This is a genomic window from Moorena sp. SIO3I6 (assembly GCF_010672095.1).
Window position 1 is genome coordinate 14,768 of the sequence record NZ_JAAHHU010000016.1, and the last position, 13,762, is coordinate 28,529.

Consider the following 13,762-nt stretch of genomic DNA (forward strand, 5'->3'; position numbering starts at 1 on the left):
TTATCAAATCATAACTATAGCAATTCTCTTTCCCATGAGGTACAAAGGGATCCCCCTAAATCCCCCTTAAAAAGGGGGACTTTGAGGTTGAAAAGTGTACCTCATAAATGCAATAAACGCTATATGTAGTTTTGGCATCATCTGGTGTTAAATATCAAAAAGTTTACCCTAACGCTCAGATGACTGTGCTGCGGAGCATTTTTATTCAGTAAAGAGGAATTAATAATGTTAGAACTATATTTAGACAGTGCCGATGTTGAACAAATAGCACGTTTTCACTCTTGCTTACCAATTAAAGGAATAACAACTAACCCCAGTATTCTGGCTCAAGCCAACATAGGTGTTAATCAACTACTTAAAGAAGTAAATACTATACTAGGGAATGAGGCACGTTTCCACATTCAAGTTATTAGTCAATCTGTAGATTAAATTATCGTTGAAGCTGATAAAATAACAGCTTTACCCTATGATATTGTGGTTAAAATTCCCGCCACGGAAATAGGTCTGGTGGCAATAAAACAGTTACATCAGAAGCAGATACCTCTATTAGCTACGGCAATTTATACAGTTCAACAAGGTTTTTTAGCTGCATTAGCAGGTGCAGATTATTTAGCTCCTTATGTAAATCGAATTGATGTTTTTGGGGGAAATGGTGTCACAGTTGTGGAGCAACTTCAACAACTTATCCAACAACAACAGCTAAGTTGTTGTTTATTACCTGCTAGTTTTAAAAATCCGCGTCAAGTTTTAGAGGTATTACAAGCAGGGGTTGGTGCGATTACTTTGCCTGTAGGTATAGTGGGACAAATGGTTTTACATCCGGCTATACCTTTGGCCGTTGAACAATTTAATACTGATTGGCAACAAGTCTTTGGTGATAAATTAGCTTTTGAAACTTAATGTGACCTGAGTTTTGGATAATAAAATAGGCAGATATAGAGACCATACATAAACATACATATAGAGTTGATCGCAGTTATGAAGTACCTAAAACAAAATAATTTGTACCTGTTCCAATTGCAAACCGCTGTAAATATATTATGTTTATTGATTACATATTGTCACCCATCAAAGAAGCCCAGTCTTCATCTGGACTGGTTTTTACTTTAATCGGCTTAACCAAAACTCAGATTATTTTAAAATTTTTGACAACAATAACACCATGTTCCCATAGAGATTGTTTTAATTGATGTCTTTGTGAATCTGTCAGATTAAGCAAGTTACATCCTGGAAGGACTTCCAATCCTAGTCTGGAGTTATATTGTGTTTGTTTTAATGGATTTTTGATAATCATAAAAGTTCCTGTTTTTAGAGACTAGAATAATTATAATCGAATTTAACCTCAGGCTTATAGTTAAAAACCCAATTTTGATATTCTTCGCTAGTCATCTGTGACTGCTCCTGCATTTGCTGATTAGCAGCCTCCCTGTCCGTTGTGTAGTAACGCATTTCACCCAAAGCACTACGGGTTTGCATCAGTTGGCTACGGGGTATACGACGCTGTTCGTAGCGAGCCAGAGCTTCTTCAATGCTGGATGCTTGGGAACAGCACAACGCTAGTTCATATGCGTCTTCAAACGTACTATTTGCTCCCTGTGCCAAAGCAGGAGCCATAGGGTGAGCGGCATCACCCAACAAAGTAACTCTACCTTGACTCCAAGATTTGAGGGGTAAGCGATCGCAAATTGGTCCGTCCAAAATTCGCTCTGCTGGTGTTGCTTCCACAAGCGATCGCAATGATTCTCCCCAGTCTGCTAATTGATTGAGAAGCCGAGATTTGACCTCAGCCGCATCTTGGGAAAGGGTATAATCCGGTGATAACTGACGATATAGCCAGGAAATATGCCCATCACCGACATTTAGGAGGTACATAAATTCTTGATTACCTTTCACAAACCCGAGTTCACCGGGATTCAGTAATTCTTGGTTACATTTGATAACAGTACGCCAAGACATACTTACTAAATAGCGGGGTTTGCCGTCTCCAATTAAAGCTTCTCTAATGGCAGAATTTATAGATTAATAGCTTACAATAAAGCGTTTTAAGGTTCATTGTCACCCCCTCAGCTCTAAATTTTTCTTTTAATTTAAAATATAAAAATTGATTATATTTTTACATAAATGAAGCGATCAAGGATAAATTAGTATTTGACTTAATGAGACTAAATCATAATAAACGAAAGTATTATCAACGAGATATAATGGCTAGATCGCTGAGAGAGTCTTGGTTTTAGCTTATTCTGTATAATCCCAGGGGAATAGAGCTGCAACCCTGGAAATTTCTTTTTTTAAATTTAATAACAGTTCTTCCATAGAAGACTTAGAAAACCCTAAATTTTCACTAAATTCTAAAAAATCATTTTCACTCATCACTACTATTCCAGATTTTTCCAATTCTTTTGCCTCAAATAATAGATATCTATAAAAGAAAGGGTTTATCATAATAACAAAACCAAATAGTCTACCAATTAACCCGGCAAATACTGAACTAATTCGTTGTAATCTTGAAGCTATAAGATACGAATTACCAAGACCATTTTCTTCAATAGTAATATCTTTCATAGCACAAGCCGCCCAAACTAATGCTCGGTGTACTATTGTAATATCATCATTTAAGTAAGCATGAAAAATTGCTATCAAACAGCAAACCCTAAAATCTTTGTATTGATCATTAATACAATTAAAAAAGACAATATATTGGAACCAGCTAAGAGGTTCGTTTATTTTGAATCGTCCTCTATAATATGCTAAATGTGCTTTAGTTAAATCATTTAAAGCCATTTTCACAACAATGGTTCTATCTTCAGGTTTCATTTTACTAATGTTTTGTAATTGATACAAAGCTGCATCGGTATGAATATCACCAAAGACCTTTAGCATTTTTTTTACTTCTCCTCCCTCAATAAAATTTTTAATAGTAATTGCCGATTTAACAACTGGAATTAAATTATTTACTGATTCGTTGATACTCATAATTATCACTAATGGTTTTTCAGTCACTAATGGTTCTTCAGTACATTTTATACTAAACCGACAGTTAAAAAACTCATAAAGCTTACGGTACAAGGTAAATTAGGCTATTTAACTAGCAAAATTTTCTGAAGACGAATTCTTTCCCCTGCTCTCTGCTCCCTGCTCCCTTTGCCAAAGTGTTTATTTAGCATAACAAGTACGGAATAACATTTTTTTTCAGCTAACAATATGCGAATTTTCATAGAAAAGTTGGATTGCTGGTGATAATACAATATTCTCGTCATCAAATATCTCCACAAAAGCCACAAAAATTTTTACTTTACATCATTGAGCCCAAATTGTTAAGCTTGGCTATAACAGGAGTGTCCAGCAGCCAAGATGAAAGATCTAAATTCTATTCTAGCAGCATTCGGAGACAGTCAACACAACGATCAACAAGTATTTCTTGCTACTGTTGTCAATGTTCAAGGCTCTACCTATCGCCAACCTGGTGCGCGGATGCTGATCACATCAACTGGTAAAATGGTAGGAACCATTAGCGGTGGTTGCTTGGAAAATGATGTATTTGAGCATACTCGCGTCTCAATGCCAGACGGAAAACCCATAGTCGTCACTTATGATACCACTGCTGATGAAGACATTATCTGGGGATTTGGCCTGGGTTGTAACGGTGTGGTAAACGTCTTGATTGAGCTTCTAAATCAAAGTAATCCCCTTAATCCCTTAGCTTTTATTAATCAATGTTTCCACAACCAGCAACCAGGTATTATTGCCACTGTTATTGCTGTAGAAGGTAAGGTTAATGTTCAGGTTGGGGCGCGTTTAATCCTGCAATCAAATAATCGTGTAAATACTGATATTAAAGACGAATATTTGACTGCTGCTTTGCTCAAAGATGCTCAAGCTGCTCTGGAAAATCAACATTCAAGTTTCCATCAATACCAATTAGCAGTCGGTAAAGTAGATATTTTTATCGAGTTTATTAAACCCCCGCCACACCTAATAATTTTTGGTGCAGGTCGTGATAGTCTACCTGTAGCAGAGTTTGCTAAAGCCTTAGGTTGGCGAGTCACTATTGTTGATTGTCGAGGGAGTGAGGTAACTCAAGAGCGTTTTGTCATGGCTGATCAGGTGATTCTCACCCGCAGGGAAATTTTAGACAAGCAAATATCTATTGATGATGACACCATTGCTGTGGTAATGACTCATAACTACCTCGATGATTTAGAAATTTTGAAAGTGCTAATCCCTGCTGCAATCAGCTATCTGGGTTGTTTGGGTTCAAAGCAACGCACTGCCAAGTTACTGCAAGATTTACGTGCAGCAGGAGTAGCATGTACACCCATACAGCTAGAAAAGTTATATACTCCTGTTGGTATTGATATTGGTGCAGATTCACCAGAAGCGATCGCATTATCCATCATTGCTGAGATTCAAGCCGTGTTAGCAAACCGTGGTGGTGGCTTTTTAAAACACCGCATGGAACCAATTCACGAACGAACTCAAGTCAAGGAAATCCCAATTGATAAACTATAAAATTTGTGGAAGTTTGACTCTTGATTCTTTGAATTATGAAATGAAAATAACCCATTCACAGCTAAAACCAACTGAATCAAATATTGCTATTATTATCCTAGCAGCAGGTGCATCAACCCGCATGGGTAAACCTAAACAACTCTTACCCTATCAGGGATGCAGCTTACTTCGCCATACCATAGAGAAGGCAATGGCTTCAGTCTGCAAGCCTGTAGTGGTGGTTTTAGGAGCAAATGCCCAACAGATATATTCTGAAGTTAACCAACCTTCTGTAACGGTAGTTGAAAACCCAGATTGGAATTTGGGAATGGGTTCCTCAATTCGTAGCGGAATTCTATCCCTTGGAAGTTGTTATGAAACCATAGACGCAGCAGTAATTACTGTTTGTGACCAGCCGTTTATTTCTCCTGAAATTATTAATCATCTAGTTGCAGCCTATCATGCTACGGGAAAACCCATCGTTGCTTGCCAATATGCAGATACATTAGGTGTACCTGTTTTGTTTAAACATAGATTTTTCTCTGAACTAGCAACCTTAGATGAGACCGTGGGGGCAAAAAAAATAATTAACAAATACTACAACGAAGTATTTAGTATTTCTTTTCCATTAGGTGTAATTGACATTGATACACCAAGAGATTACCAGAAGTTAGAGAAAAACCAAGAGGGGCAAGAGCTCCGGAGTTTTATTTGACAAAAAAACAAGACCTCCTAGGTTTACATCTCAAATACAAACCCTATAGTAGAGTGCGTTAATAACGCACCTTACTGGTATAGTTATGGCGTAAGTCCTGTTAGTTACAAGCCCGATCCCCTTGTGGATGAGGCTGTTGACTGTTCAATATAAAAAGAGTATAAAACTCATAGCTAAAGGCAAAAATGGAGCAAATACACTCAGAAATTGACGCAATTCGCCAGAGCATTGCCGCACTACGTGCTGAACGTGATACCCTAACCCGCCAGGAAATCATCCTAGAAGACCAGTCCCCAGAAGCGATCGCTCAAGCCTACCGTCGTCAAGCCAGTGAAAACGCCCAACGATCGGTAGAGATACTAGGAATCGATAATGCGATCGCAGCCTTAGAAGCCCAGTTGCAACAAAAACAGCAGCAGTTACAGCCAGCACTTACTATCAGTCAACCCCTAACCCTAGAAGACCAAATAGAACAAGCCACACAACAAGCTTATGACCACGCTGAACGGATTAATGAACTGGCAGCGGAACTAGCAGAAGAACTCAAAGCCCTAAAAGCGATCGCTCATGACCTGAGTCCCATTTATTGGAAGTTGTATCATCGACCCTTTGTTACTGGATTCAGAAGTACCTCAGTTCCCTACCTTCGTTCCGATCACGATGTTTTGAGGATTACCAAACTAGTCATTTAAATCTAGTAATTTAAATTAGTAATTAAAACGGATAAACTAATCTTAGGTTATCCGTTTATCCGTGTTTAAACATCCAGGTTTATCTAGTTTACCATTACCCCCCACTAACTTTAGCTTTGTAGCCCAGTTTAATCATTATTTGCACTAGTTTATCAGTATGATTCCCTTGAATTTCAATAGTATTATCTTTAACTGTACCACCACTACCACATTGGCCTTTCAGCTGTTTAAGTAACTTGGTTAAGGTTTCTGGTGATGATTGAAATCCACTAATTACTGTAACGGTTTTTCCCTTACGTCCTTTCCGTGATGCCTGTATCCGCAAATCTTGTTGATTTGGGGGAAGTTCCTGAATCCCTCGTTCAACTGCAGCGTCATTGCTAGTGCCAAATTCCTGGTAGGCAATTCGATTGCCAGAGGTTTTGGCGTCAGAAGCATTACGTTTTGATTTTGATGAAGCCATTGGTTCAATCTAGTATCAATCTATTTACAAGTCCGGTTAATCACTTACCAAATAGTGGCTCGATTTTTGGGTCAGGGTAATCGGTAATCATAAACTAGCAATTACCAACTACCCATTACCAATTACCCATTACTAATTACCCATTACCCATTATCCTATCCCGGAAAGGAATGGTTCTGGATGTCCATGTTCAGGAATACAATCGATTTCGATCTGGAATGTCCCTTCAAATCCAGTGTCTTGCACTTGAAATTCCCAGGCACCATCCACTTCTTTCATCTTATCAGCGGGATTGACGGTAAAATCTGGCTGAGCAAATTTTTCATCGGTATGGAGGTAGAGTTCTATAGGTGTCTTGGCAATCAGAACCTGAATATAGTATTGTTTGCGGAAGATGACATTGTCAGAGAAACCAAGACCTAACAAATCCCGCTCACCGACGTAAAAGTCCAGCCGTAAGACCATGTCTTTCTCTTGTGCTGGGATGCTCTCATCCTCTAGAATTGATATGGTATTCAGGTAGCCTTCCCAGATCAGATTTTTGCCATCAGCCCAACCAAATGCTGGGTTTTCGTCGGTCAAATCCTCTTTAATAAACGGACCATAGCAGTTTTCCGCAGCCTCACTCTGGTGGAACAGTTCAAAATCCAGCAGACGGGGTTTAATGGATACTCCCAGAAAGAACTCACTTTTGCCAAACCAATCCTTACCCCGAGTGATTTGGCCGTTGACAAAACGTAAACGCGATCGCACATCCCCAAAGAAAAAGCGCGTTGCTACTTCAAATGCTTCCCGGGAAGTAATCACGGAGTCGAAACCACCGTGGGATTTGTGGATAAAGGTACGGGGTGCCCCAGGAATTTGGGCAGAGAATTGCTTAACTAAGCCATGCTAGGTGGTGCAAAGGTTTTGGGGATTCTTGGTGCTTTGATTGTTCCGCCTTGGGTAGCTGGTGCAGCTCTGGTACTAGAAAATTTGTACTTGAAGCCGAAACTGGAGGCGGAACAAAATGCTGCTACTATCTCGGCAGCTTCTGAGCCAGATACCTCAAATGCTCTTTCTTTCAACGGATAGTATGGTCACTATACATTGAGAGATCAGCAATTAGCAATTAGCTTTCAGCAATTAGCTTTCAGCAATCAGCTTTCAGCAATTAGCTTTGAGCTATCAGCTTTGAGCTATCAGCTTTGAGCTATCAGCTTTGAGCTATCAGCTTTGAGCTATCAGCCATTGGCCTATGGCCACGCTACTTGAGGTGCTTTTGAATAAAATAAGCTGACGGCTGACGGCTGACGGCTGACGGCTGAATGCTTACCACACCGCAGATAGAGCATTGTAAAGGACGCAGCATTTCACAGCGGTCTACTCGTCCAAAACCTTTACGAGTCTTTCCTTTGTGTCCGGGCTGTCCTCCAGGTTTTCTTTTAGCTGAAGTGTTGGATTCAGCAGACGAGTGAAGGTTTCTTTTCGGACTTTTTGAGCAAGTCACTTGATGGCGGTTTGGATGAAGTCTGACTATCGAGGTCTCGGCTGATCACGAGTCGTTCGATTTCGAGGGTGAGCTTCTTGACGCTTAGCCTGCTGTTGCTGATGCTGCTTCCAAAGTTCCAATATAATCTCTACCAGTTCTTCTTATGATAACTGGTCGTATTGAGCCATTTTATGGGAAAGTCCGAAGCTACACATTCTTTTAGTAATTTTGCGACCCCACCCCAAGCTTTGTCAATCCCCTACCTGAATCCTTACTTTGGTTCAACAAATCCATAAACATCCTCTCCACTCATAACTATGGTGTACTACTGCTGTAGGTCTTTCTCCTATAGGAACCCAGATTTTTCTGATAATTGGCTTTAATCCGACTCTGTGTTCATCAAAAAACCAGACCTCTATCTGAGCAAAGGCCGTAGGCCACGCTACGCGATCGGAAAATTGTGCTCGTAATTGTTGGACTGTTATCGGTATCTTTTTTTCAGTTCACCATTACTCAGATGGTCAGCTAAATAAGCTTTTTTGGGCATTTTAATTCTGATTTTGTATTGAGTCTATTATAACCGGATTTGGTATTAATCAGGGTTTAAAGGATTCTTACAGCAGCTCAAGTGGTCTTACCGTACGTTTTCGTACCGAAACTACCGATCGCCCATTACTTATTACTTGATTAATAATCCTCCCCAAGCAAGTAATAGAGAAAAAAAGATCGCAGCGATCGCCTGTCTACTTAACAGCAATAAGGCAAATCGAAGAGACTGTTCTCGCGTAATAGTTAACAGAGTAACTAAACAAGGTAGCAATACTCCTGCTAGATACACCCCAGTCAAAACCTGCAATGGAGTTAACATAGCCAAGGTTTCTGGTTCGGCAAATAATAGCAGTCCATCTTTGCGAATAGAAGCTAAAACAATAGGCAATGAGGCTTCAGGGGGTAAATTAAACCATCCCATCAAAGGGTTAATAATATTGGCTAAAAATGCGATTGTTCCTAACCAATTCAACACAGAAGCAATAACGGTAATAACTAAAAAGATGGGAATTGCATTGAACAAAAATTGATTAATAGTTGACTTAGCTTCGCGCCAAATTACTGACGAATGAGGAAATTCTAAAAATGCTCTTCCTTCGATTACTAGGGGATTCTGATTCGATTTAGCTGTAGGGGAAGAAATGATATAGGTATATATCAAGGTGGTTGCGGTTAGATACAGCAGGTAAGGAATTATCAAGTAAGGTAACTTAGCAGCACTAAAGACCCCTAAAGTTGCGCCAAACTGATAAGAACAAGCCGAACCAAAAGCGATCGCGGAAATACAAGTTCCCCTAGAACAACTAGAACAGGCACGGGTGCTAATCACCGCAGGAACATTACACCCCATACCCATAATTACTCGCACTAAATCCCGTCCCGATAACCCAAACGGACGGAGTAAAGGATTGAGAGCAATGGTAATTCGTTCTATTAACCCACTAGCTTTATATGCGCCCAAGAATAGGGCATAGAGAATTACTGTGGGCATCGCCCAAATAAACAGCAACGGACTCATAGTTATCAGTCCATACTGACCTATCAGTATTTCTCTTAACCAGATTGGGAGTTGGGATAAAGGTTTAATAACAGGAGCGATCGCACTTTGTACTATAGGATCTGCTAAAGTCGCAAAGGAGTTAGCACCCCAGACAGCAATAATCGCAGGAATAAGTAATAGGGCGATCGCCAATAACCAGCCTAGTCGAGGATGTTCTAACAGTGTCGGGTGAGGTTCAATATACCAGCCAGCCCTTGTAGGAATCCATTGCGCGGGAAAAGGATGAGGTTCTTGCAGAGAAGCCAAAATATAGTCTTTTTGTTCTATTGTCAGGTGGCGAGCATCTACAGTGACAATGCTCAAGTTAGAAGTTTCTCTCCATTCCCGAACCACTTGTTGAGTATGAACCGTCGATAATACCTTATCCCAGAAAGTAATCACCACAATGCCCCGTTTATCTGCTACTAAAGGCAGTATATCGGCTAAATCTCGATCTACGTCGGTCGCCTTGACTATCAGTAGCACGGTGTCATTTTCTTCTAGCTTTCTTAAAGCTTTCTTAGTAGTTACGCTGTCGGAACGATAGAGAATTCCTGGAGTATCGATAAAGGTATAGGCTTCAGATTGATAAGTGTCACAAGTCACTGTAGAACCACGAAAATTGGCACTATAGGGAGTCTGTCCTGTAAGAGCCGCAATTAGTTGGGACTTGCCCGTACTCTCTTTACCAATAACCACAATACAATCGCGCTCTAATTTTGACGGCGTAAAAATATTCACTTTACTTTTCAACAAACACAATCGTTATTACAGCAAGAAAGGTCATCTAGAAACAAACCTTCTCGGCGATAGGCTTCCAAGGTCGTTGTATCGATTCCCAGACGTTGAGCGATCGCATTACCGACTACAGCAAATCGCTGCCGAAATTTATAAATGAAACAAAAAATTAGATTGCCGTGACGCACCGAAGGACCGACGACAAATAATCCTGGAGTTAGGGTAGACTCATCTTCTTCAGTCAGGGCTGCATAGCCATTTGACCAGTCAAATAGAGGTGCGATTTGTTTTAAACTGCTGTTAAATCCCGTACAGAGAATTGGCGGTGTGGAACTAAACCACTGTTCGTACTCGCTCTCCACCACATATCCTTTTTTTACTGCTTTGACTGCTTCAATGTTCTGTTCTCCAATTAGTTCGACCCGACCCATAGAATAAGCTCTTTCTAAACGTTTTAGACTATAAGGAGACAGAGAAACACTAGGATCTGAGTCTAAGTTTGACCAGCTACTCTGGCGATCGATTAACTTTACTTTTTTCCCTAATGCTGCCAAATTTGACGCTGCATCTACACCGCTTTCATAGCCTCCCACAACTACAAATTCTTTCCCCTTAAGCTCTGTCCAAGAACGTATTTGGGAATTATGAATGCAGAATTCTGCTCCTGGAAACGGATTAAGATTGGGATATTGAAACTCTCCTGCTGCCCAAATCACAAACTGCGATCTCAGCGAAGCTGAGGCACTGCGTGAACGCAACTCGCCTTTAGAAGTTTCCAAGACAAAGCCTTTGCCTTGAGGTAAAGCTGCAATAGTTTTCACATTTGTCTCGGTTTTTATAGGTAGTTGAAAATGCTCTGCTACAGTCTCCAAATATAGGGCATATTCTTTCCCCGAAAGATGTTCCTTTCTGAAACTGAGGGCAGGAGAAGTATTTAAAACTACTGCGTTGAGATCCAGCAATCCAAAACCATGACTGGGAAACGACGGCGTAATGAATCGCATTTCTTCAGGCCAACGCCTAAAAGAAGCCCCTAGTTGATGTCGTTCTAAAATGACAAAGTTTTCAATTCCTAAATCTTTTAAGACTACTCCACAGCCAATTCCAGCAGCCCCAGCCCCCACAATTACAACTTCAAAACGATCGTTAGTTTTGTTCACCAGCAGACAATCTCGAATAGATACTTTATGACAATTATAATCATTCTATAAAAAAACGCTAGCTTTCTAACAAACAATATTGGTGAGGCAGTGGTAAACCATGATTGACATCCTCCCACCGCTAAACTCCTTACGTCGCTATAGGGCGTTGCGAGAGCAAATGGATAAAAAACAACCCTGGACGTATAATTAGAATAATCAAACTAAATACTCCAGAACTGAACTAAGCGTATAAGTGGACTTATATCAAATCCGTTTGTCAAAACCCTTTTATAAAAATCGACCAAATCTTTGTATGCCACGAATCTATGGCTATGCAGATAAGGGGGGTTTGGGAACAGGATTTGGTATGAGACGGGTATTGCTATATGCGTTCGCGTAGCGGATCGTACCGAGCATCGCCTTTTCTATTCTGCTGCCAACGGCACCTTTTACACCTCTCCTGGGTCAATCCCCAGCTGTCGCAGACGTTCTGCTAATCTCGCTGCCTGCTGTTGAGCCAATTCCTTTTCCTGGCGTTCGAGTTGAGCTTCTTGTTCAGCCTCCTGCAATTGCTGCTGAGTCTGCTGCAACTGGTGCTGAGTCTGCCGCAACTGGTGCTGAGTCTGTTGAGCCTGTTCAGAGCCTGTGGGAATCCAGTTCCCTAATTCATCATACCAGCGTAACCATCCTCCATTCACCTCTTGGTATGACCCAGACCATACTCCTAGGCCCAGCCCTAATTCTGGCAGCCAGAATCTGTCGGTGTCCAAGCTTACCTGTTGATAGTTTAACCCTTTCAACTCAAAAATTCTTAACTCATTGGTATATCGGCTAAACACCAGATAATAAGGAATACGAAGGATACGTTCATAAACCTCCCACTTAGTCGGCGGTTGATCGATATCCCGTAGGGTTTGCCCTAAATCTTCTGATTCCGTCGTTGGAGAGAGCAACTCCACTACGATAAATGGACTGACCCCTTCCTGCCACATCACATAACTCAATCGTAAGTCTCGCTGTTCATAAAACCGAGACACCCCAACTACCCCAAACCAGTCCGGTCGTTTGTACCATTGAGGATGACGAACATCATAGTACAGATTCAAGTCAGTCCCCACAAAGATCTGATCCCTTGGGTAACTCGGTGGAGAGAATGTCTCCCGTAATAGCTGAGGTTGAAAATCATGAAACTCGTCTGGCAAACCTGGTTCCTCTGGATCTTCACTAGGGAGATCATACATCGTCGGTAGGGTTTCCTTGGCCGGACGAGGGGGGTCAGTTTGGTGAATGACTATCGACGTCTGTGGGAAACCAATGTTTTTGGGGTACTGAGTACCATCTACGCGACCTTAGATGACCTCAAGAAAACTCAAGGAAGACTGGTCATTATTAGTAGCGTAAAAAGTTACCTTGCCTTGAGTGGTGATTCTCCCTATAGTATGAGTAAATTTGCTATCCGGGCTTTGTGTGAGTCGTTGTCTCAGGAGTTGGCTCCCCATGGGGTGTCGGTGACACACATTTGTCCAGGGTACGTTGCTACTGAAATTCGTCAGCTAGACAATCAGGGAATTTGGCATTCAGACTGGCAGGATCCTATTTCCCCCAGGCTTATTATTTCTGCTGAGGAAACTGCCAAACAAATTGTTAAAGCTATTTCCCGACGACAACGGGAACAGGTAATAACAAACTACGGCAAGCTGATTGTCCTGATCAAACGTCACATGCCTTGGTTGCTCTCATTGCTGATTTCAAAATTCAAAATCAAGGTAGCTTCTAAGCCTTCACCAATTAAGCACTAATATTTTTTACTATAGCAATTATCAGCGACGTTTGGGCGTTGCTGAATTAAGGAATGAATACGCGATTATCTGATTTTATTACAGCCCCCTAAATCCCTCGCTTGGGGGGCTAGGGGGGCGAAAGCATACCCAAAATCAGCAACGCCTTTTCCAGAAAGTTGTCTCCGACTACCTGTTTTTGCACTTAGCCATACCTTTAGCAACCTGAAACTAATTACCAGATCCCTTTTTATGGCTATAAAAAACTGTTTTAAACTCTAAAAAATCGCTATTTGGACTATAAAGCGTATAAGTAGCCTTTCCTGGTTCTTTGCCTACATTTCCTACACCAACAACTCTTCTTTTGGGTGCAGTAATAGTTTCCACGGGTTGCTGGCTATCTAAAGTCATCACCGAACTATTTACCGAACCTCCTTGTAGTTGATATTCAAATACTTGACCCGAACGACCACAAAAGAGATGATTTGCCTGGACTCTTTGCAAGCGGTCTAGCATTTTCCAGGGTAGGGTTTCGGGGGTTAACTCATCGCTGACGCTAACAGTGCTACCGTGAATTAACAAACAATCTAATTCAAAGAAGCCAAAATGACAGTTGCGTAACCACTGTACGGTTTCGCGAGATACAGAATCCCAAAGAAGTTTAGCAGTTTCTTTACCAAAGCGCTA

The 13,762-nt window shown here is 41.0% G+C and carries 12 protein-coding genes and 4 pseudogenes; 6 read left to right on the forward strand and 10 right to left on the reverse strand.

What is annotated here, in order from left to right:
• The first annotated feature begins 225 nt into the window (after positions 1–225).
• Positions 226–900: pseudogene (locus F6K49_RS07995) on the forward strand (transaldolase family protein).
• Positions 901–1,308: 408 nt separating this feature from the next.
• Here F6K49_RS07995 and F6K49_RS08000 read toward each other — a convergent pair.
• Both F6K49_RS08000 and F6K49_RS08005 read right to left on the reverse strand, forming a co-directional pair.
• Positions 1,309–1,956 (reverse strand): NAD(P)/FAD-dependent oxidoreductase, encoded by a 648-nt coding sequence (locus F6K49_RS08000; protein ID WP_293064605.1) that lies wholly within the window; start codon positions 1,954–1,956, stop codon positions 1,309–1,311.
• Positions 1,957–2,235: 279 nt separating this feature from the next.
• Entirely contained in the window at positions 2,236–3,000 is a 765-nt protein-coding gene (locus tag F6K49_RS08005) for a hypothetical protein (protein WP_293064608.1), read from the reverse strand.
• Positions 3,001–3,351: 351 nt separating this feature from the next.
• Between F6K49_RS08005 and F6K49_RS08010 the strand changes: the two genes are divergently transcribed.
• The 3 genes from F6K49_RS08010 (at position 3,352) to F6K49_RS08020 (ending at position 5,895) form a co-directional block, all read left to right on the forward strand.
• Positions 3,352–4,509: an XdhC/CoxI family protein gene (locus F6K49_RS08010; RefSeq protein ID WP_293064610.1), complete on the forward strand. Its 1,158-nt coding sequence runs from the start codon at positions 3,352–3,354 to the stop codon at positions 4,507–4,509.
• Between the two features lie 40 nt (positions 4,510–4,549).
• Entirely contained in the window at positions 4,550–5,203 is a 654-nt protein-coding gene (locus F6K49_RS08015) for a nucleotidyltransferase family protein (protein ID WP_293064613.1), read from the forward strand.
• Positions 5,204–5,388: 185 nt separating this feature from the next.
• Positions 5,389–5,895, forward strand: coding sequence for a hypothetical protein (locus F6K49_RS08020; protein ID WP_075897741.1), 507 nt, complete (start codon positions 5,389–5,391; stop codon positions 5,893–5,895).
• A 94-nt stretch (positions 5,896–5,989) separates the two neighbouring features.
• Here F6K49_RS08020 and F6K49_RS08025 read toward each other — a convergent pair whose 3' ends face one another.
• Together F6K49_RS08025 and F6K49_RS08030 are read right to left on the reverse strand one after the other, a co-directional pair.
• Positions 5,990–6,358: a translation initiation factor gene (locus F6K49_RS08025; protein WP_293064616.1), complete on the reverse strand. Its 369-nt coding sequence runs from the start codon at positions 6,356–6,358 to the stop codon at positions 5,990–5,992.
• A 150-nt stretch (positions 6,359–6,508) separates the two neighbouring features.
• Positions 6,509–7,165: a hypothetical protein gene (locus F6K49_RS08030; RefSeq protein WP_293095676.1), complete on the reverse strand. Its 657-nt coding sequence runs from the start codon at positions 7,163–7,165 to the stop codon at positions 6,509–6,511.
• A gap of 63 nt (positions 7,166–7,228) precedes the next feature.
• On the opposite strand from F6K49_RS08030, the pseudogene F6K49_RS08035 reads away from it, so the two are divergent.
• A pseudogene (locus F6K49_RS08035) lies at positions 7,229–7,432 on the forward strand (AI-2E family transporter); the annotation flags it as partial.
• A gap of 265 nt (positions 7,433–7,697) precedes the next feature.
• On the opposite strand, the pseudogene F6K49_RS08040 reads toward F6K49_RS08035, so the two are convergent.
• The 5 genes and pseudogenes from F6K49_RS08040 to F6K49_RS08060 all read right to left on the reverse strand — a co-directional run.
• Positions 7,698–8,044, reverse strand: a pseudogene (locus tag F6K49_RS08040) (DUF6444 domain-containing protein); the annotation flags it as partial.
• A gap of 111 nt (positions 8,045–8,155) precedes the next feature.
• Positions 8,156–8,248 (reverse strand): annotated as a pseudogene (locus F6K49_RS08045) (IS630 family transposase); the annotation flags it as partial.
• 260 nt (positions 8,249–8,508) lie between these two features.
• The gene (locus tag F6K49_RS08050) at positions 8,509–10,158 is read right to left on the reverse strand and encodes a nucleoside recognition domain-containing protein (RefSeq protein ID WP_293095678.1); all 1,650 of its coding nucleotides are present in this window, start codon (positions 10,156–10,158) and stop codon (positions 8,509–8,511) included.
• Positions 10,159–10,166: 8 nt separating this feature from the next.
• Entirely contained in the window at positions 10,167–11,315 is a 1,149-nt protein-coding gene (locus F6K49_RS08055) for an NAD(P)/FAD-dependent oxidoreductase (protein ID WP_293095680.1), read from the reverse strand.
• Between the two features lie 431 nt (positions 11,316–11,746).
• On the reverse strand, positions 11,747–12,538 hold the full coding sequence (locus F6K49_RS08060; protein WP_293095683.1) for a Uma2 family endonuclease: 792 nt from the start codon (positions 12,536–12,538) through the stop codon (positions 11,747–11,749).
• A 42-nt stretch (positions 12,539–12,580) separates the two neighbouring features.
• Between F6K49_RS08060 and F6K49_RS08065 the strand changes: the two genes are divergently transcribed.
• A complete protein-coding gene (locus F6K49_RS08065; protein ID WP_293095685.1) occupies positions 12,581–13,096 on the forward strand; it encodes an SDR family NAD(P)-dependent oxidoreductase in 516 nt (171 codons plus the stop codon).
• Positions 13,097–13,306: 210 nt separating this feature from the next.
• Here F6K49_RS08065 and F6K49_RS08070 read toward each other — a convergent pair whose 3' ends face one another.
• The gene (locus F6K49_RS08070; protein WP_366514144.1) at positions 13,307–13,657 is read right to left on the reverse strand and encodes a phosphoesterase-related protein; all 351 of its coding nucleotides are present in this window, start codon (positions 13,655–13,657) and stop codon (positions 13,307–13,309) included.
• Between the last annotated feature and the right edge of the window lie 105 nt (positions 13,658–13,762).